This is a genomic window from Rhizobium album, assembly GCF_003122325.1.
GTDB classification, from domain to species: Bacteria; Pseudomonadota; Alphaproteobacteria; order Rhizobiales; family Rhizobiaceae; genus Metarhizobium; species Metarhizobium album.
Genome location: NZ_QFBC01000006.1, coordinates 308,509 through 327,235 on the forward strand (window position 1 = coordinate 308,509; position 18,727 = coordinate 327,235).

The following is an 18,727-nucleotide window of genomic DNA, read 5'->3' on the forward strand; positions in this document are numbered from 1 at the left end:
AAAATGCGGCGAAATTTCCCGGCCCTGGCGCTCGGATGAACGGCACCCCGGGCGGGAAGCGGTGTGCGCCGGATGTTAGCGCACACCTATTCTCTTTACTCGGCTGCGTCCGGCAGCTGCGCCGCCGTTTCGTCGATCTTGGAATTCTCCAGTTCGACGGAAAGACCGAGCGAGCGCATTTCCTTGACGAGAACGTTGAAGCTTTCCGGTATACCGGCTTCGAACGTATCGTCGCCGCGGACGATGGCTTCGTAGACCTTGGTGCGGCCGGCGACGTCGTCCGACTTCACCGTCAGCATTTCCTGCAGGGTGTAGGCGGCGCCGTAGGCTTCCAGAGCCCAGACCTCCATTTCCCCGAAGCGCTGACCACCGAACTGCGCCTTGCCACCCAGCGGCTGCTGCGTGACGAGCGAGTACGGACCGATCGAACGGGCGTGGATCTTGTCGTCGACCAGGTGGTTGAGCTTCAGCATGTAGATGTAGCCCACGGTGACCTGGCGGTCGAACTGCTCGCCGGTACGGCCGTCATAGAGAGTCGACTGACCGGACTCCTTGAGGCCCGCCAGCTTCAGCATCTCGTTGACGTCCTTTTCGACGGCGCCGTCGAAGACCGGGGTGGCAATCGAAACGCCGCGGCGGGTCTGCTCGGCCAGGCGCACGATCGACTCGTCGTCGTACTGCTTGATCGGCTCGCCCTTCGGACCCGTGCCCATGACGCCGTCGATGACGTCGCGGAGTGGCTGGATGTCCGCACCGGCACGATAGGCATCGAGCATCGCGCCGATCTTCTTGCCCATGCCGGCGCAAGCCCAGCCGAGATGGGTTTCGAGGATCTGGCCGACGTTCATGCGCGACGGCACGCCGAGCGGGTTCAGAACGACGTCGACATGCGTACCGTCTTCGAGGAACGGCATGTCTTCGATCGGCACGATGCGCGACACGACACCCTTGTTGCCGTGACGGCCGGCCATCTTGTCGCCCGGCTGGATCTTGCGCTTCACAGCGACGAAGACCTTGACCATCTTCATGACGCCCGGAGGCATTTCGTCGCCGCGCTGGACCTTTTCGACCTTGTCCATGAAGCGCTGTTCGAGGCGCGACTTGGATTCGTCGTACTGCGCACGCAGAGCTTCGAGCTCGCCCTGGACCTTCTCGTCCTCGACGGCGAACATCCACCACTGCGAGCGGGGATATTCGGAGACGACGTTGTTGGCGAGTTCGACACCCTTCTTGAAGCCCTTCGGGCCGGCAATCGAGGTCTGGCCACGCAGCATGTCGAGCAGACGGCCGTAGACGTTACGGTCGAGGATCGCCTGTTCGTCGTCGCGGTCCTTGGCGAGGCGTTCGATTTCCTCACGCTCGATCGCCATCGCACGCTCGTCCTTTTCGACGCCGTGACGGTTGAAGACGCGAACTTCGACGACCGTACCGAACGTGCCGGGAGGCATGCGCATGGAGGTGTCGCGAACGTCCGAGGCCTTTTCACCGAAGATGGCGCGCAGAAGCTTTTCTTCCGGCGTCATCGGGCTTTCGCCCTTCGGGGTGATCTTGCCGACGAGGATGTCGCCCGGCTGCACTTCCGCGCCGATGTAGACGATGCCGGCTTCGTCGAGGTTCTTCAGCGCTTCTTCCGAAACGTTCGGAATGTCGCGGGTGATTTCTTCCGGACCAAGCTTGGTGTCGCGCGCCATCACTTCGAATTCTTCGATGTGGATGGAGGTGAACACGTCGTCGGCAACGATACGCTCGGAGAGCAGGATCGAGTCTTCATAGTTGTAGCCGTTCCACGGCATGAACGCGACGAGCGCGTTGCGGCCGAGCGCCAGATCGCCGAGATCCGTCGACGGACCGTCGGCGAGAATGTCGCCCTTGTTGACCACGTCACCGACGGTGACCAGCGGACGCTGGTTGACGCAGGTGTTCTGGTTCGAACGCTGGAACTTCTGCAGGCGGTAGATATCGACGCCCGACTTCGACGGATCGAGGTCTTCGGTGGCGCGGATAACGATACGCGTCGCATCGACCTGGTCGACCACGCCGCCGCGGCGGGCACCGATGGCGGCACCGGAGTCACGGGCAACGATCGGCTCCATGCCGGTACCGACGAACGGCGCTTCCGCACGAACGAGCGGAACGGCCTGACGCTGCATGTTCGAGCCCATGAGAGCGCGGTTGGCGTCGTCGTTTTCCAGGAACGGGATGAGAGCCGCTGCGACCGAAACGAGCTGCTTCGGCGAAACGTCCATCAGGTTGATGTTGTCGCGCGGTGCCAGCATGACTTCGCCGGCGTGACGGCAAACGACGAATTCTTCGCCGAAGGAACCATCCTCGTTGAGGACCGAGTTCGCCTGCGCAACGTGGTACTTGGCTTCTTCCATCGCCGACAGGTAGACGACGTCATAGGTCACCTTGCCGTCGACGATCTTGCGGTAGGGCGATTCGATGAAGCCGTACTTGTTGACGCGGGCAAAGGTCGCCAGCGAGTTGATCAGACCGATGTTCGGGCCTTCCGGAGTCTCGATCGGGCAAATACGACCATAGTGGGTCGGATGCACGTCGCGGACTTCGAAGCCGGCGCGTTCGCGGGTCAGACCGCCCGGGCCAAGCGCCGAAAGGCGGCGCTTGTGGGTGATTTCCGACAGCGGGTTCACCTGGTCCATGAACTGCGACAGCTGCGAGGAGCCGAAGAATTCACGGACGGCGGCGGCGGCCGGCTTGGCGTTGATCAGGTCCTGCGGCATGACGGTATCGATTTCGATCGACGACATGCGTTCCTTGATGGCGCGCTCCATGCGCAAGAGGCCCAGGCGATACTGGTTCTCCATCAATTCGCCGACCGAACGGACGCGGCGGTTGCCGAGGTTGTCGATGTCGTCGATTTCGCCCTTGCCGTCGCGCAGCTCGACCAGCATCTTGACCACGGCCAGGATGTCGTCCTTGCGCAGGATACGAACGGTATCGGCGACGTCGAGGTCGAGGCGCATGTTCATCTTGACGCGGCCGACGGCGGAGAGATCGTAACGCTCCGCATCAAAGAACAGCGAGTTGAACATGGCTTCGGCCGATTCCATCGTCGGCGGTTCACCCGGACGCATGACGCGGTAGATGTCGAACAAAGCGTCCTGGCGGTTCTCGTTCTTGTCTACGGAAAGCGTATTGCGGATGTAGGCGCCGACATTGATGTGGTCGATGCCGAGAACCGGGATCTCGTCGAAACCGGCCTCGAGGATGACCGGCAGGGTCTTCTCGTCGATTTCGTCGCCGGCTTCCAGGTAGATTTCACCCGTCTGGAAATTGACGATGTCTTCGGCCAGATAGTTGCCGTACAGGTCGTCGTTCGATGCCTTCAGCGCCTTGAGGCCCTTTTCGGTGAGCTGGCGCAGCAGGCGCGGCGTCAGCTTCTTGCCGGATTCGACGACCACTTCGCCGGTATCGGCGTCGATCAGGTCGTTGAGAACCTTGGTGCCCTTGAGGACGTCCGGCTGGAACGGAATCCGCCAGCCGTCGCCGTCACGCTGGTACACGGACTTCGAGTAGAAGGTTTCGAGGATTTCCTCGCCATCCATGCCGAGCGCCATCAACAGCGACGACACCGGCAGCTTGCGGCGGCGGTCGATACGGGCGTAGACGATGTCCTTGGCGTCGAATTCGATGTCGAGCCAGGAACCGCGATACGGGATGACGCGGGCAGCGAAGAGCAGCTTGCCGGAGGAATGGCTCTTGCCCTTGTCGTGGTCGAAGAACACGCCAGGCGAACGGTGCATCTGGGAGACGATGACGCGTTCGGTGCCGTTGACGATGAACGTGCCGTTGTTGGTCATGAGCGGCATGTCGCCCATGTAGACGGACTGTTCCTTGATGTCCTTGATCGACTTCGCGCCGGTATCCTCGTCGATATCGAACACGATGAGGCGCAACGTCACCTTGAGCGGTGCCGCGTAGGTCAGGTCGCGCTGGCGGCATTCCTCGACGTCGAACTTCGGCGGTTCGAATTCGTAGGAAACGAATTCGAGCATCGAAGCACCGGAAAAGTCGGTGATCGGGAAGACCGACTTGAAGACGGACTGCAGTCCTTCATCCGGACGACCGCCTTGCGGTTCGTCCACCATGAGGAACTGGTCGTAAGAAGCCTTCTGAACCTCAATGAGGTTCGGCATTTCAGCGACTTCGGGGATTTTGCCGAAAAACTTGCGTACGCGCCTGCGACCGTTGAACGAAAGGGTCTGAGCCATCGTCGCTCCTTCAATATATGCATCCGGGCCTGCAACGGACGGGTGTCGATGGCCAGTCGATCCCGTCGAACATGGGACAGTTCAATCTCGTCTCACATCCCGAGTTCCGTAGGCCGGAGCGCCTGCACGGTTCGGTTCGAGACCATCCTCTTGAAGAACCCATTACCCAAAAGCCGTTTTCACGCGGCTTTTGGGTAATCCGTTCTCGACGAAGACGATGGGAGAGGGTGACCCCTCTCCCAAGGCATTCGATATTACTTGACGTCGACCTTGGCGCCGGCATCCTCAAGCTTCTTCTTGAGGTCGGCAGCTTCAGCCTTCGAAACGGCTTCCTTGACCGGCTTCGGAGCGCCTTCGACGAGGTCCTTGGCTTCCTTGAGGCCGAGGCCGGTGATGGCGCGGACTTCCTTGATGACGTTGATCTTGTTGGCGCCAGCGTCAACCAGGATAACGTCGAATTCGGTCTTTTCTTCTTCAGCCGGAGCAGCAGCAGCGCCACCGCCAGCAGCAGCAACGGCAACCGGAGCAGCTGCGGAAACGCCCCACTTCTCTTCGAGCATCTTGGAAAGCTCAGCAGCTTCCAGAACGGTCAGAGCGGAGAGGTCTTCAACGATCTTTGCGAGATCAGCCATTTTCTTAGTTCCTTTGATTCGGTTCGAACTTTTGGTTTTAAACAGCGAAAAACCGCCTTAAGCGGCTTCTTCGTCCTTCTTGGCGTAAGCCGCGAACACGCGGGCAAGCTGGCTTGCCGGTGCAGCGACAACCGTAGCGACGCGGGTAGCCGGGGCGTTCAGGAGGCCCAGCAGCTTGCCACGCAGCTCGTCCAGCGAAGGCAGGGTCGCAAGCGACTTGACCGCATCCGCAGTGAGCGTGGTTGCGCCCATGGCACCACCGAGAACAACGACCTTGTCGTTGGTCTTGGCGAAGTCCATGACGACTTTCGGAGCCGTTACCGGGTCTTCGCTGTATGCAATCAGCGTCTGACCCTTGAAGAGATTCGACATCCCTTCCGACTCCGTACCCTGAAGAGCGATCTTGGCCAGACGGTTCTTCGCGACTTTGACGGTGCCGCCAGCAGCGCGCATCTTCGAACGGAAGTCGTTCATCTGCGCAACTGTGACACCAGCATAGTGGGCCACGACAACCGAACCGGAAGCCTTGAAGACTTCGTTCAGCTCCGTGACGAATTCGCGTTTTTCCGCTCTTTCCACTGTCTGTCTCCAGTAGACGGGACCGCAATCCTGCAGGCCCCATCGGGTTTGCCTTTGCCTCTCGGGATCTCAAAAACTTCAAGATCCCAAGCGACGCTTGAGGATCCTGTCCCCCCGCACTGCGCACCCCGAGGGGCGTCAGGCACAAGGCACATCAGGCTCGAACCGAAGCAGGTGCAATGCACCTTGAATATCGGGTCTTACCCGTCTCATGCAGGCCAAGTGATTAAGGGAAAACCACCTGCAATCTCGGACAGGAGTTCCGGATTTCTCCGGAAATTTCCGGCCCTTGCGGACCGGAAATTCAGTTTACCCGGCCCGCAAGGGCCGGAGAATTCATGATCAGGCTGCCGTTACGGAAGACGGATCGATCTTGACGCCCGGACCCATGGTCGAGGAAATCGCAACGCGCTTGACGTAGTTGCCCTTGGCACCGGCCGGCTTCGCCTTGATGACGGCGTCAGCGAATGCCTTGATGTTTTCTTCCAGAGCCTTGGCGTCGAAAGAAGCCTTGCCGATACCGGCATGGATGATACCAGCCTTCTCGACGCGGAACTCGACAGCACCGCCCTTGGATGCCTTGACGGCGCCGGCGACGTCCATGGTCACCGTACCGACCTTCGGGTTCGGCATCATGCCGCGCGGGCCGAGAACCTTACCGAGACGGCCGACGAGCGGCATCATGTCCGGGGTCGCGATGCAACGATCGAAATCGATCTTGCCGCCCTGGACGATTTCGACGAGGTCTTCCGCACCGACGATGTCAGCACCGGCAGCCTTGGCTTCATCGGCCTTGGCGCCACGAGCGAACACGGCAACGCGAACGTCGCGGCCTGTGCCGTTCGGCAGATTGACCACGCCGCGAACCATCTGATCGGCATGACGCGGGTCAACGCCGAGGTTCATGGCGATTTCGACGGTTTCGTCGAACTTGGCGGTTGCGCGCTCCTTGACGAGAGCGATTGCGTCCGTAAGAGCGACCAGCTTGGTCGGGTCGATGCCTTCACGGATCTTCTGGATACGCTTTGCGAGCTTTGCCATGTTACGCCACCACTTCCAGGCCCATGGCGCGGGCGGAGCCCTCTACCATTGCCATTGCGCCTTCGATATCGGCAGCGTTGAGGTCCTTCATCTTGGCTTCGGCGATCGACTTGATCTGAGCCTTGGTGAGCTTGCCAACGGTTGCGCCCTTGCCCGGGGTCTTGGAACCCGACTGGGTCTTCGCTTCCTTCTTGAGGAAATACGTGACCGGCGGCTGCTTCATCACAAAAGTGAAGGACTTGTCCTGGTAATAGGTGATGACGACTGGAATCGGCATACCCTTTTCCATTTCCTGCGTCGCTGCGTTGAACGACTTGCAGAATTCCATGATGTTGATGCCGCGCTGACCAAGTGCAGGACCGATCGGCGGGGACGGATTGGCCGACCCAGCCTTTACCTGCAGCTTGAGCTGGCCCATAACTTTCTTAGCCATAACTCTCTGCCTTTCATTGATGGCCGGTTGCCCGACCCTTTATGCCGGACATCCTGCCCGGCGGCTGCGGTTGCGTGGTGCGGATCTTTGAGGCCCGGCTTCAGACCCCCTCACCTTCCACGCGATTGCAGGATCGACGATCCTGCGGCGATCAGACCTTTTCGACCTGAGCGTATTCCAGCTCGACCGGGGTTGCCCGGCCGAAAATCGAAACTTCCACCTTGAGGCGCGAACGCTCCTCGTCGACATCCTGAACGATGCCGTTGAACGAAGCGAAAGGACCGTCGGAGACGCGAACCTGCTCGCCGATCTCGAAGGAGATCGAAGCCTTGGGACGCTCGACACCTTCCTGAACCTGGCCGAGGATACGATCAGCTTCGGAGTCCGGGATCGGAACCGGCTTGTTGTCGGAGCCAAGGAAACCCGTCACCTTCGGGGTGTTCTTGATGAGGTGATAAGCCTCATCGGTCAGGTTGGCGCGAACCATGACATAACCCGGAAAGAACTTGCGCTCGGAATCGACCTTGCGGCCGCGGCGCACCTCAACGACCTTTTCGGTCGGAACCAGGATTTTTTCGAAGAGATGCGTCAGGCCCTTCTGGCGCGCCTTCTCCTCGATCGATTCCGCGACCTTCTTTTCGAAATTCGAATATGCGTGGACGATGTACCAACGCGCCGCCATGATCATCTCCGCCTAATTACTTGCCGACATTCAGCACGAAGCTGAGCAACCAGCTGATCAGCTGGTCAGCAGCAAAGAAAAACAGCGCAGCAAAAACCACCATCACCAGCACCATCGCGGTGGAGATCAACGTCTCGCGGCGCGACGGCCACGTCACTTTCGACGTCTCGGAGCGAACCTGCTGCAGAAACGCTAATGGATTGGTTTTAGATGCCATTGACCGCCCACGCCTTTACGGCGCGTAAAGCTGACAAGTTCAGCCCCACGCACCGCGTGTCTGTTTGAACCCTACATAAACACCGATTCCCCTTTTAACAAGAGGTAAATCCGTGTTTAGCGAACTTTGCCGGACATGCCGGCTGCCAATCTCCATCGAGGCTGCGAACTTTCCGCGCCAATCACTGTTGGAAACATGGCAGGGGCAGAGGGGCTCGAACCCCCGACCTGCGGTTTTGGAGACCGCCGCTCTACCAACTGAGCTATACCCCTTCACCCGTCTTCAGGCTTGATGAGGACACCGGTTGGGGCGCCTCGCCGTTGGACAAGGCGCTCTTTAAGGCGGGAGCGCCGGCTTGGCAAGTCCGTTTTTTCGTTTTCGTGATAAGAACGGTGCAAAGTGCGGCGATGATGGCCGGCCCGCATCGACGAGAGGCTATGAAATCGTTGCGGTTTGCCTACGGGAGCCAGTCACCCCGTCCAGTGCCGCGGCCGATTCGGCACCGCGCTCTATAGGTGGCAGGACAATGCTGCCGCTTCCTTGTCGTCAGGCGGGACCAATCGCGTTGCCCCGCCCGCCCCTACCAGTTGAGTGCATATTTTGCCGTTACCGAACCGACGGCCGCGCGATCGGGATTGGCAACCGAAACGCCGAAATCGATCGCGCCCCAGATTTTCTGCTCGATGCCGACCCGGCCGTGCACACCGGCGCCTCTGCCGGCGACGCCCGCCTGGGCCACCAGGGCGGTGCCTGAACCCGATGCAACGAGCCGCGCAGTCTGGGATAGCCGGAAATCCCGGCAACGGCTTTTGTAACCGTTGCAGCCTAGCGAGACGGAGCGGTTGCTTTCGAGGTCAAGGCTCGGCGTGACGATCCACGTATGCAGGCTCGCCACCGCGGCGTTTCCAGAGCCGTTCACCGCATCCAGACGAAAGTTGACTTCCCGGGTGGACGACCGAGCCGTGCCCGTTCCGCGGCTGGAAGCGACCGTCGCCCAGATCTGCACCGGCGTGCCGTGCTTGCCGATCTTGCCGGACTCCGATGCCTTGACCGCGACCTCGGCCCCCAAGCTGGCGGAGGCCGATCCGGTCTGCTGCAGGCGCACGCCCATTCTGACGCCATAAGAATTACCGGCGATCTTCGACGGCGACCAGATCAGCGGCCTTTCGTCGGCAAACGCGACGCCGCCGGGCAAGAACAGGCACAAGGCAATCGTGCGCGCGAGAATACGCGTTGCACATGTTGAGCTTTTCATACGGATTTCCCGACCTGGGGCATGTCGTGCCCGGATGGCGATGCCGATCACAATCGATAGGGCGGTTCTAACATGGCCGGCTCCGCTTTTCGACCGGGTATCGCGCCTGCGGCCACCGGCGCTCCCGGGGTGTTGTAGAGATCACACGGCAAGTCGCGGCGCGAAGCGCCGGCAAATCACCGGTCCCGATCCGGTTCGGAATCAGAAAATCGCTAAAGAACAATGTCTTGAAAGGCCGGATCACGCATGGCCCTGCCATCGGAGGAAAGAGACACCAAATCCCGTGTCAACCAAAAAACACCGGCGGAACCGGGGTTTTTCCGTGGCGTCACCGTGCAGGCGGCGCTGGGGCCGCCCGCATGGAGGGCAACGGCCTCAGAGTTTCACGTATTTTCGCCAGTCGTGTTCTTCCTTGAAACCCAGCACCTCGCGAATTTTGCGGTTGGAAAGAAGCCCCTCGAATTCGCCGATCTCGCGTGTAAAGGGAACGTTCGGATAGAAACGACGTGCCAGCTCACGCGATGGCGTGTTTGCCGACACCGTGTCGTTGGCAGCATTGAAGACCTCGTAACCCAGCCCATCCTTCTCGATGCAAAGATGTACGATCTGGCCGAGATCGCGCGCGTCGATGTAGCTCCAGGCAATACGCTTGCGCATCTCCGGCTTTTCGAAAAACTCCGGGAAACGGTCATATTCATGCGGCTCGATGACGTTGCCGATGCGCAGGGCATAGATGTCGAAACCGGAGCGCTCGGCAAAGGTCCGCGCCGTCTTCTCGTTGACGACTTTCGAGAGGCCGTAGGAATCCATCGGATTGACGTCGTAGTCCTCTTCCAGCGGAAATCGGTGGAAATCGCGATGCCCTTCGGCGAAGCAGACGCCGTAGGTCGTCTCGCTCGAGGCGATGATGATCTTGCGGATGCCGAGTTTCACCACCGCTTCGATGACATTGTAGGTGCTGATCGTGTTGATGCGGAAGGTTTCGTTGTCCGGCTTGATCAGGATGCGCGGCACGGCGGCAAAATGCACGACGGCGTCGAAAGGCAACACGCCCTTGCCGGTATCGAGATCGGGAAAATCACGATGCATCGACAGGGCGTTGAACACCTGCCCCTGATCGGTGACATCGGCGATGAGGTTGGTGACGCCGGGGCTGTCGAGCGGCACCAGGTCGACATTGTGAACGTCATACCCATGCTCCACCAGCCACGGCACCGTGTGGCGCCCAGCCTTGCCGGAGCCGCCGGTGAAAAGAATACGCTTCTTCATATGCTTCCTCCCTCCAATCATTTTGATCACTCCGCGATGCGGCTGTCACGACATCGCTACGTCGCCCACAACAAAAAACCCCGCCGTTTCCGGCGGGGTTCTTTTCAGGATCAATCTGTCGATTACTCGATGATCGAGGCAACGATGCCGGCGCCGACGGTGCGGCCGCCTTCGCGGATAGCGAAGCGCAGCTTTTCTTCCATCGCGATCGGAACGATCAGTTCGACGGCAACCGTGACGTTGTCGCCCGGCATCACCATTTCCGTGCCTTCCGGCAGCGAAACGATACCCGTCACGTCCGTCGTGCGGAAGTAGAACTGCGGGCGGTAGTTGGTGAAGAACGGCGTATGACGACCGCCTTCTTCCTTCGTCAGGATGTAGGCTTCGGCCATGAACTTCTTGTGCGGCTTGACCGAACCCGGCTTGCACAGGATCTGGCCACGCTCGACGCCGTCACGGTTCACACCGCGAACCAGCGCGCCGATGTTGTCGCCGGCCTGGCCCTGGTCGAGCAGCTTGCGGAACATTTCAACGCCGGTCACCGTCGTCTTCGACGTCGGGCGGATGCCGACGATCTCGACTTCTTCACCGACCTTGACGATACCGCGCTCGACGCGGCCCGTCACGACCGTACCACGGCCCGAGATCGAGAACACGTCTTCGATCGGCATCAGGAACGGCTGGTCGATCGGACGCTCAGGCGTCGGGATGTAGGCATCGACAGCGGCCATCAGTTCGCGGATCGCGTCTTCGCCGATCTTCTTGTCCGAATCTTCGAGGGCAGCCAGAGCCGAACCCTTGATGATCGGAATGTCGTCGCCCGGGAATTCGTAGGACGACAGAAGTTCGCGGACTTCCAGCTCGACGAGCTCGAGAAGCTCGGCGTCGTCAACCTGGTCGACCTTGTTGAGGAACACGACGATCGCCGGAACGCCGACCTGGCGGGCGAGCAGGATGTGTTCGCGCGTCTGCGGCATCGGGCCGTCTGCGGCAGAGCAGACCAGGATCGCGCCGTCCATCTGGGCGGCACCGGTGATCATGTTCTTGACGTAGTCGGCGTGGCCGGGGCAGTCGACGTGCGCATAGTGGCGGTTCGGCGTCTCGTATTCGACGTGTGCCGTCGAGATGGTGATGCCGCGGGCCTTTTCTTCAGGGGCCGCATCGATCTGGTCGTAGGCCTTGAACTCGCCGAAGTACTTCGTGATCGCCGCCGTCAGCGACGTCTTGCCGTGGTCAACGTGGCCGATCGTACCAATGTTGACGTGCGGCTTGTTGCGCTCAAACTTACTCTTTGCCATTTGAATGCTTCCTGTGGATCGGTAGGAGGGGACCCGGCGAGCGGGTTTAGTGCCGCCGTTTAAGGCTTTCGCAACAAATGCGCAAGACTTAATTGCGAAGCGCTTGCGGACGGGCATCCGCCTGCAAAATCGGGCAAAACGGCGGGCGGCGTTTTTCGTCGGCGACAAACGGAGCCGATCGTGTCGCGCTTCGAAAAAACAACGCCCCCGGCCGCCGAAAAGCGGCGAGCCGGAGGCGGTTCGGATTGCCAATGCCAAGGCCGGGTGCGGCCATGGTATTGCGCCCTGCGACTTAGTTCATAGGCTTCAGCGAGGTGATCAGGGCAACCAATGCCGCAGCATTCTTTTCCTGCTCGCCCTTCGTACCCCAATAGGTGATGACCAGCAGCTTGTCCGGCTTCGGAGCGACCAGCGAAACACCGATCGAAACGTCGCCGTCCTTGTCGGTGCCGCTCCAGTCGAAGTTGGTCATGCTCATGCCGTTGATCTTGTCTTCGGACTGCTTCTGGGTGGCCGGATCGACCGTTACGCCGTTGTCGGCGAGAAACTTGAAGACGTCGTCGATGACCTGGTCGGACGTCTCGGCCGAGGCGACGTCGATCGAGAGATAGATCGAGTTGTCGTCGGAGGTGGCGTCGATGCCGCTATCGGTTTCCTTCGGGTTCCAGGAATCCGGGATGGTGATCTCGGCAACCGGATCGTCGCTCGGGAAATGCAGCGTCGCGGCAAAGGAAACGGAGGGGAGCAGCATGACTGCCAGGGCGGCAGCAAAAATGGTTTTCTTCATAGGTGGGTTCCAAAGCTAGAGAACGGAAAAATCCTGCGGAAGGACAGCTATCCGAAAACACGTCAAGAACCCACAGCCGACATCGCTGCGATGGCGCGCAATACCAGACTATTTTTGGGAGAAGATTGGAGCGGGTAGCGGGAATCGAACCCGCGTATTCAGCTTGGAAGGCTGCTGCTCTACCATTGAGCTATACCCGCGGGGGTGGTCCGATCTGAGACGAATGGTGGAGAGAGTTGGATTTGAACCAACGTAGGCTGAGCCAACGGATTTACAGTCCGTCCCCTTTAACCACTCGGGCATCTCTCCAGTATTCGTCCGGATCGTGAGACCAAGTTTGCCAGACTTCGAAGCGGTGCCGCCCGTCGTCTGCGCCGCGTATATGACCGCCCGCTCCGTTTCTGTCAACACGATGACAGTGGAAAATTGCTGAAAAATTTCAAGCCCTGTGGAAAGGCCCCTTATTGACGGGACTATGCGCTGGCGCCGCGCGCCGCTATAAGACCGCATGAGCAAAGACAAAGATCCGTCCGCCCGGGACACCCATTACGCCACCCTGCGCCGCGCCCACCGCGATGCCAAACGCGAGCGCGGCGAAATCCCCACCCCGCAGAAACAGAAGCGCAAGCGCCCTGGTGCCGAAGACTGGAAGCCGCCGGCGCTCGAAGCCAACCAGGTGTTTCTTTACGGCCTGCACACGGTCCGCGCCGCGCTGGAAAACCCGGAGCGCAAGAACATCCAGCTGTCGGTGACCCAGAATGCCCTGGCGCGGCTGGAAATCGACGCGGAGGCCCTGGGCATTCCCGTTCAGATGGTTGCCCCGCAGGATATCGACAAGGTGCTCGGCCCGGAGGCGATCCATCAGGGCGTCATGCTCGAAACCCGCCCCCTGCCTGTCCGGCGGCTGGAGGCGCTGAAGCAGAGCCCGCTGCTGCTGGTGCTCGACCAGGTGACCGATCCGCACAATGTCGGCGCGGTGATGCGCTCGGCCGTGGCCTTCGATGCGGGAGCGGTCATCACAACGATGCGCCATAGCCCGACCGAATCGGGCGTGCTCGCCAAATCGGCGTCCGGCGCGCTGGAAATGATTCCCTATATCCAGATCACCAATCTGGCGGAAACGCTCGGCGAACTGCACGAACTGGGCTTCCACACCGTCGGTCTCGATTCGGAAGGCCCCGCCCCCCTGGAGCAAAGCCTCTCCGGAGAAAAGGTCGCCCTGGTGCTCGGTGCCGAAGGCAAGGGCTTGCGCCAGAAGACGCGCGACACCGTGAAAACGCTGGCACGGCTCGACATGCCTGGCCGAATCAAGTCGCTCAACGTTTCGAACGCAGCCGCCATCGCACTCTATGCAACCCGGCAGCACCTGAAACGCTAAAACATGCCGCGCAAAAATGCGCAGCGGTTTTGCAAAAACGACATACAGACATAAAGAGCGGAAGCGTGAGAGAATCGGAAAGATCGCGACCCGCTTTGAAGCGAGCGCGCCGTTCAGGACGGCAGGTTGCAGGTGACGTCTCCCCCCATGGGCGAGAACGTCGCCTTGCCGCCGGCCCAGCGCATCTCGACCGGATAGTTGATCACCGTCGGCAGTTTATCGATCTCTTCCTTAAAATCCGGCGTGCGCTTCTTTTCGGCGTCATAGATCGCCGTGCAATCGGGGATGCGCTTTGCCGCCAGGCCGGTCTTCGTCGCGATCGCGGCGGCGCAGGCGCCGGTGTCCTTATAGAGGGAACATTCCGCCGTCAGCGACCGCTGGTAGTGCAGCACCAGCGTATCGGCGCCGGACTTGATCTCTGTAAATCCATCGCCGGCAAAGGCATCGTCGAAAAGCCGCCCCACCGTCCGGCGGTCGTAGACGACGAACGGCAATCCGCCGTTCCAGCCGTCCGATGCCTGGAAGAAGATGTAGTCGCCGGAAACGCCGAGGAAATAGCCTGCCACTTCATCCTTGACGATCTTTTCGCCCGGCGTATCGACCGTGCAGGCATCCGCCGGCCCTATCAGCGACAGTTTCTCGGCGCCGATCTCGCCGATATCGACCTCCTTGACCGCAAAAGCGGCGAACCGGCTGCAGGCGACCTGCGGCTTGGCATCCGGATCAAGATCGCTGGCCGGCAATTCCAGTGTTTCTTCGCTGACCGGTTCGTCGAACGGCCCCAACTCTTCCGCCAGAACGGGCGCAACAACGCCGCCGCCCAGGATGCCCAGCAGCAGGAGGGCTTTTATACGCATGGACATCTCTCCAAAAAACCGCGGCGGCACGCGCCGGCCGATCGCGACTATCGCCGCAAAAGCCGCCGAATTGCAATGTGCGCCGTTGCCACGCTTTGCAACCGCCAGAAGCCCTGACCGGTTTTAACGTTAACAAAAACTTCTGATCGCGAGGCTGCCGCGGCGGTAATGCCGCCTCGACCTCACCGGCGAAGCCTACGAAAAGCTATGGGAGTAAGCGATGCAACGGGACTTGCGGCATCCGGTCTGCTGCAGGCATCTACAACCGTCCGCCTGACCATGCCAAGACGGGTCAGCGGAACATCTGCGGCCGCACGGCGAAAACGGGCAGTGCTGACACATGGCCCTGATGCGCGCTGGCAGGAAATCCTGTCAGAAACCCTTGGATATGCCGCGCCATCGGGGAGAAACCGCCGGTATCGTCCTTTCAGCCAGACCCCTTGTCTGAAGGTTTTTCGCCCAGTTTTCTCGACAGCGGGCGAAAGCCGGTATCTCGCAAGGCGCAGGACTATTTCGTCCTGGCCCGGGATGAGGACTTGCTTTTTTCGACGGCTTTGGGCGCCGCCTGCTCAAGGCGCGCCAACCGAAGTTTAGCCGTCTTGGCCTCGCGTGCCGCTGCTTCAGCCGCGAGAATTTCCTTGGCCGCCTGGTTGGTTTGTTCCGCCTTGGCCTGTGCCGACATTTTCGTCGGGCTGAAGAGTTGATCCTTGTCAACCATCACGGATCTCCTCTGCAGCCCTAAGCCGACCTGCTGCGGGTGACAGTTTTCTTCTTGGGGGCAGGCAGAAGACCTTCGCGTTGCGCCCGCTTGACAGCGAGTTTCCGCGCCCGGCGAACGGCTTCCTGCTTTTCCCTCGCCCGCTTCACGGACGGCTTTTCATATGCGGTTCGGGCGCGCATTTCGCGAAAGATGCCTTCGCGCTGCATCTTGCGCTTCAGGGCTCGGAGGGCTTGTTCGACGTTGTTGTCTCGCACGAGTACCTGCAAAACGTTTCCTTTCAAACAATGGAGTTGGGCCGAAATAAAAATAAAAAAGGCCGGGAGAGATCCCGACCTTCCGACGTCATCGCCTCAAACGTGCCAGTACATCCGTGGTCACGCGGGACAACGAGCCAATTAGGCAGCCTGCAGATTATCCGCAGAGTTCTTGCCCGAACGGCGGTCCTGAACGATGTCGTAACGGAGCTTCTGGCCCTCGATGAGGTTGCGAATTCCGGAACGCTCGACAGCCGAAATGTGAACGAAGACATCCGTGCCGCCGTTGTCAGGCTGAATGAAACCAAAACCCTTGGTGCTGTTAAACCACTTTACGGTACCTGTATTCATAACGATTTCCTTTCAATCGTTGGAGAGCTGGCCGAATTGGCCATGATAGATCGACGATGAAAGGAGATCGGAAAGAGCCGTAGAAGGCGTCGGACAAGAGTCTCTAGCAAAGTTCGATATATGAAAGGTAGTGCCTTTTGATGAAAAGACAAGGGCAGCAGCCGATTTTCGTTCGCTACCCCATACAAGGGCGCTACAATTGTTATCCTTACCTCAAGTTTATGTCCACAAAGAGGCAAAATACCAGCGATTTTACTGCACCGAGGCCTGTCGCTACAGAACGTTGCCGCGAATGCCCCGACACGAAGAGACGCAACACCCCAGGCGGAAAGACATAAAACCTAAACGGTAGAAGGAAATGGTACGCCGAAGCGGAGCGGAGGCAAACCCGCGCGATGGGTTGGAGGGCGGCATCGCGCAAGAAAAGATGGTGCCGCTTACAGGCACCGACTCGAACCAAATCTTCGCCGAACTGGCTCATTGGGAGCAGATTTTAAAGGATACGTCGCTGGCTCACCCAGCCCCGCCTTCACCACAAGGGGGCGCGGCCATGTCACTCAAAGAGACATTCCGGCGCGTTGCAGTGGACGCAAAACCGCGCAAAAAGCGGCTTCCGCCCTTTTCCATACGGCTGTCACCAGAGCAACGCGCCCGCCTTGCTGTTGAGGCGGCAGGCGCTCCGCTCGGTGCCTATATCAAGGCCAAGGTGCTTGGCTCACCTTTGCCCGTCCGCGTCCGCCGGACGGGTCTGGCAGTGGAAGACCGGACAGCACTGGCACAGGCGTTTGCCCTTCTGGGGCGCTCGCGCCTGTCCAGCAACTTAAACCAGCTCGCCCACCTCGCCAATGTCGGCGCATTGCCGATGATACCGGAGACGGAAGCCGAACTTCGCGACACGCTGGCGGATGTGCAGAACATCCGCCGCCTGCTGATGACCGCGCTCGGCCTTAAGCCGGAGGATCGCCCGTGATCCTCAAGGGAAGCCAACGCGGATCGGGACAGAACCTCGCCGCCCATCTGCTCAAGATGGAAGACAATGAGCATGTGAGCCTGCACGAGCTTCGCGGGTTTGCATCCGACAATCTGCACGGCGCGTTCAAGGAAATTGAAGCTGTCAGCCTCGGGACGCGGTGCGGGAATTACCTCTTCTCCCTGTCGTTAAGCCCGCCCGAAAACGCAAAAGTTCGGGGAAAACGTCCGTCATGGTGCGCGGCTTCAACGTCAACATGAACCAGGTCAACGGGTCGGGCGACAATCTTTCCGAACAATCCCGCCCGCTCTTGCAGGTCGAGGACGTGCGCCGCGCCACGGGCGGCGAGTCCGGCCTTCTGGAATCCCGCGACCACGGCTATTTTACCGTCGATATGCCGAATTTCTGGGAACGCCCTGAAATGTCCGGCATGCTGCGCGACGTGCGGCAGAAGCCCGACAAATATGCTTGGCTTGGCAAGGTCAGTAATCCCGCGCCGCTATCGCTGCCAATGCCCGCGCCTGTCGCTGCGGATTCCGAAATCGAGGATTTGATAGAGCTTCTGCGGTCAGAAGAGAATGACCAATTGCGAGGTTAAACCTCGGTCGGCCATTCCTGCGCGCCGTGCTGGACAAAAAGAGCTTCGATATGATTGTCGCGGACGCGATAGGCGACGATATAAGGCGTTGTCGGAATCACAAGCTCCCGCGTGCCTCTGATTTCTCCGGGACGGCCTATAAACGGATTGGCGGATAGAAGCGTTTTGGTCTTCGTGTGAATTTCGTTCACGATGCGCGCGGCAGCGCGCGGATTGCGCTGTCCGATATAATCACCGATTGCGGCAAGCTCGCGCAGATAACGTCTGGTAAAGACAATGCGCACAGGCGGTTATGCCTGATTGTATTTGTTGAGAACGGCAGCGATTTCATCATCGGTTGCAAAATTGCCAGCCTCCGCATCCGCAATTCCCGCCGCTACGCCGGCCAGCCATTTTTCCTGCCATGCAAGCGAGCGGCCATGGGAAAGAGCGTCCTCGATGATCTGGTCGCGGGTCAGGGTCGAGCGTTCCGCCAGCATGTCGATGCGGCGGCTCAAATCCTCGGAAATTTCGACGATGTTCTTCATACGTTCATTCTGCCATATTGCCCCTGCCGCTGCCAAGATATTTATGAAGGATGTAGACCGTCTTTAAAGCCCCGATGGTCACCACCATGCGGGCGGCGGGCCGTCCGATGTGCTCAGCCTGTTGTTCCCGTTTTCATCCACCCAAACCCTAAGCTTGGCGTTTGCTCCTATCAGGATGGAATTGAAAATTGCCGCGCTGACGATCTTCTCGCGGACGATTTCCGCCGAAACAAAATCACAAAACCGTTTGGGCATGATCGGACGCATCATGCCGGATATGGGAAAACGCTCCTCCACTTCGTCATAGTCAAGGACGGCATTTTTGTCCCATTTTTCTAATGAGACCTATGCGCGGAAATTTATAGACGGCTGAATTTATTGATGATTCAATTCGTTCGTCGAATGATGGAGGTGTGTGATGAGCCGTCGCCAGATTGGTCAGGAAGCATTCGGGTTTGCAGTTGATCGGTCCGGCACTTCTTCGCTGGATGATCTTGCTGACCTGATCGATTGGGCACTGGTCGATCAAGCGCTGGTGGTTATTTCATGCGCGGCCAGGGGCGAGCCGGCATGGCCGCCGCTCGCCCTTTTGAAGGCGATGCTGTTGTCGATCTGGTATGACTTGTCGGACGTGAAGCTGGCTGAG

Annotated in this window: 23 protein-coding genes and 3 tRNA genes; 5 read left to right on the forward strand and 21 right to left on the reverse strand. The window is 59.7% G+C overall.

Annotated elements, in window-relative coordinates:
- Positions 1 to 95: 95 nt before the first annotated feature.
- The 14 genes from rpoB to DEM27_RS16120 all read right to left on the reverse strand — a co-directional run bounded on the left by rpoB (position 96) and on the right by DEM27_RS16120 (position 12,734).
- Complete coding sequence (gene rpoB / locus DEM27_RS16055) at positions 96 to 4,232, reverse strand: DNA-directed RNA polymerase subunit beta (protein WP_109459254.1); 4,137 nt, start codon at positions 4,230 to 4,232, stop codon at positions 96 to 98.
- 254 nt (positions 4,233 to 4,486) lie between these two features.
- Complete coding sequence (rplL, locus tag DEM27_RS16060; protein WP_109459255.1) at positions 4,487 to 4,864, reverse strand: 50S ribosomal protein L7/L12; 378 nt, start codon at positions 4,862 to 4,864, stop codon at positions 4,487 to 4,489.
- 57 nt (positions 4,865 to 4,921) lie between these two features.
- Positions 4,922 to 5,443, reverse strand: a complete 522-nt coding sequence (gene rplJ / locus DEM27_RS16065; protein ID WP_109459256.1) for a 50S ribosomal protein L10 — start codon at positions 5,441 to 5,443, stop codon at positions 4,922 to 4,924.
- A gap of 342 nt (positions 5,444 to 5,785) precedes the next feature.
- Complete coding sequence (gene rplA / locus DEM27_RS16070; protein ID WP_109459257.1) at positions 5,786 to 6,484, reverse strand: 50S ribosomal protein L1; 699 nt, start codon at positions 6,482 to 6,484, stop codon at positions 5,786 to 5,788.
- Position 6,485: 1 nt separating this feature from the next.
- Positions 6,486 to 6,917 (reverse strand): 50S ribosomal protein L11, encoded by a 432-nt coding sequence (gene rplK / locus DEM27_RS16075; RefSeq protein ID WP_109459258.1) that lies wholly within the window; start codon positions 6,915 to 6,917, stop codon positions 6,486 to 6,488.
- 151 nt (positions 6,918 to 7,068) lie between these two features.
- Entirely contained in the window at positions 7,069 to 7,599 is a 531-nt protein-coding gene (gene nusG, locus DEM27_RS16080) for a transcription termination/antitermination protein NusG (RefSeq protein WP_109459259.1), read from the reverse strand.
- Between the two features lie 16 nt (positions 7,600 to 7,615).
- The gene (gene secE / locus DEM27_RS16085) at positions 7,616 to 7,816 is read right to left on the reverse strand and encodes a preprotein translocase subunit SecE (RefSeq protein WP_109459260.1); all 201 of its coding nucleotides are present in this window, start codon (positions 7,814 to 7,816) and stop codon (positions 7,616 to 7,618) included.
- A 196-nt stretch (positions 7,817 to 8,012) separates the two neighbouring features.
- Positions 8,013 to 8,088 (reverse strand) — tRNA-Trp (locus tag DEM27_RS16090).
- A 308-nt stretch (positions 8,089 to 8,396) separates the two neighbouring features.
- Positions 8,397 to 9,071, reverse strand: a complete 675-nt coding sequence (locus tag DEM27_RS16095) for a hypothetical protein (RefSeq protein ID WP_109459261.1) — start codon at positions 9,069 to 9,071, stop codon at positions 8,397 to 8,399.
- A gap of 375 nt (positions 9,072 to 9,446) precedes the next feature.
- Positions 9,447 to 10,340: an NAD-dependent epimerase/dehydratase family protein gene (locus DEM27_RS16100; RefSeq protein WP_109459262.1), complete on the reverse strand. Its 894-nt coding sequence runs from the start codon at positions 10,338 to 10,340 to the stop codon at positions 9,447 to 9,449.
- A 122-nt stretch (positions 10,341 to 10,462) separates the two neighbouring features.
- Positions 10,463 to 11,638, reverse strand: coding sequence for an elongation factor Tu (gene tuf / locus DEM27_RS16105; protein ID WP_109459249.1), 1,176 nt, complete (start codon positions 11,636 to 11,638; stop codon positions 10,463 to 10,465).
- 292 nt (positions 11,639 to 11,930) lie between these two features.
- Positions 11,931 to 12,425, reverse strand: a complete 495-nt coding sequence (locus tag DEM27_RS16110) for a histidine kinase (RefSeq protein ID WP_109459263.1) — start codon at positions 12,423 to 12,425, stop codon at positions 11,931 to 11,933.
- Positions 12,426 to 12,551: 126 nt separating this feature from the next.
- Positions 12,552 to 12,625: transfer RNA gene (locus tag DEM27_RS16115), tRNA-Gly, on the reverse strand.
- A 24-nt stretch (positions 12,626 to 12,649) separates the two neighbouring features.
- Positions 12,650 to 12,734 (reverse strand) — tRNA-Tyr (locus DEM27_RS16120).
- A 199-nt stretch (positions 12,735 to 12,933) separates the two neighbouring features.
- Between DEM27_RS16120 and rlmB the strand changes: the two genes are divergently transcribed.
- Positions 12,934 to 13,803 carry a 23S rRNA (guanosine(2251)-2'-O)-methyltransferase RlmB gene (rlmB, locus tag DEM27_RS16125; protein WP_109459264.1) on the forward strand — a complete coding sequence of 290 codons (870 nt, stop codon included), beginning with the start codon at positions 12,934 to 12,936 and terminating at the stop codon, positions 13,801 to 13,803.
- A 113-nt stretch (positions 13,804 to 13,916) separates the two neighbouring features.
- Here rlmB and DEM27_RS16130 read toward each other — a convergent pair whose 3' ends face one another.
- From DEM27_RS16130 to DEM27_RS16145, 4 genes are all read right to left on the reverse strand, one after another.
- Positions 13,917 to 14,660 (reverse strand): hypothetical protein, encoded by a 744-nt coding sequence (locus DEM27_RS16130; protein ID WP_245445871.1) that lies wholly within the window; start codon positions 14,658 to 14,660, stop codon positions 13,917 to 13,919.
- A 508-nt stretch (positions 14,661 to 15,168) separates the two neighbouring features.
- On the reverse strand, positions 15,169 to 15,378 hold the full coding sequence (locus DEM27_RS16135; protein ID WP_109459265.1) for a hypothetical protein: 210 nt from the start codon (positions 15,376 to 15,378) through the stop codon (positions 15,169 to 15,171).
- 20 nt (positions 15,379 to 15,398) lie between these two features.
- A complete protein-coding gene (gene rpsU / locus DEM27_RS16140) occupies positions 15,399 to 15,647 on the reverse strand; it encodes a 30S ribosomal protein S21 (protein ID WP_109459266.1) in 249 nt (82 codons plus the stop codon).
- A 129-nt stretch (positions 15,648 to 15,776) separates the two neighbouring features.
- Positions 15,777 to 15,986: a cold-shock protein gene (locus DEM27_RS16145; RefSeq protein WP_109459267.1), complete on the reverse strand. Its 210-nt coding sequence runs from the start codon at positions 15,984 to 15,986 to the stop codon at positions 15,777 to 15,779.
- Positions 15,987 to 16,344: 358 nt separating this feature from the next.
- Between DEM27_RS16145 and DEM27_RS16150 the strand changes: the two genes are divergently transcribed.
- From DEM27_RS16150 to DEM27_RS16160, 3 genes are read left to right on the forward strand one after another with little or no spacing between them, the layout of a single operon-like run.
- Complete coding sequence (locus DEM27_RS16150; protein ID WP_245445873.1) at positions 16,345 to 16,956, forward strand: hypothetical protein; 612 nt, start codon at positions 16,345 to 16,347, stop codon at positions 16,954 to 16,956.
- Complete coding sequence (locus tag DEM27_RS16155; protein ID WP_245445875.1) at positions 16,953 to 17,216, forward strand: hypothetical protein; 264 nt, start codon at positions 16,953 to 16,955, stop codon at positions 17,214 to 17,216. The genes DEM27_RS16150 and DEM27_RS16155 overlap by 4 nt, the downstream gene beginning before the upstream one ends.
- A complete protein-coding gene (locus tag DEM27_RS16160; protein WP_245445877.1) occupies positions 17,189 to 17,554 on the forward strand; it encodes a hypothetical protein in 366 nt (121 codons plus the stop codon). Before DEM27_RS16155 ends, DEM27_RS16160 begins: the two co-directional genes overlap by 28 nt.
- Here the strand turns inward: DEM27_RS16160 and DEM27_RS16165 are convergent.
- From DEM27_RS16165 to DEM27_RS16175, 3 genes are all read right to left on the reverse strand, one after another.
- Positions 17,551 to 17,838, reverse strand: coding sequence for a type II toxin-antitoxin system RelE/ParE family toxin (locus DEM27_RS16165; protein WP_109459268.1), 288 nt, complete (start codon positions 17,836 to 17,838; stop codon positions 17,551 to 17,553). The two genes, DEM27_RS16160 and DEM27_RS16165, sit on opposite strands and share 4 nt — an antisense overlap.
- 6 nt (positions 17,839 to 17,844) lie before the next feature.
- On the reverse strand, positions 17,845 to 18,081 hold the full coding sequence (locus tag DEM27_RS16170) for a CopG family ribbon-helix-helix protein (RefSeq protein ID WP_109459269.1): 237 nt from the start codon (positions 18,079 to 18,081) through the stop codon (positions 17,845 to 17,847).
- Positions 18,082 to 18,159: 78 nt separating this feature from the next.
- The gene (locus DEM27_RS16175; protein WP_109459270.1) at positions 18,160 to 18,351 is read right to left on the reverse strand and encodes a hypothetical protein; all 192 of its coding nucleotides are present in this window, start codon (positions 18,349 to 18,351) and stop codon (positions 18,160 to 18,162) included.
- A 148-nt stretch (positions 18,352 to 18,499) separates the two neighbouring features.
- Here DEM27_RS16175 and DEM27_RS16180 point away from each other — a divergent pair.
- On the forward strand, positions 18,500 to 18,727 hold a 228-nt coding region (locus DEM27_RS16180; RefSeq protein WP_133251698.1), incomplete at its 3' end, for a transposase.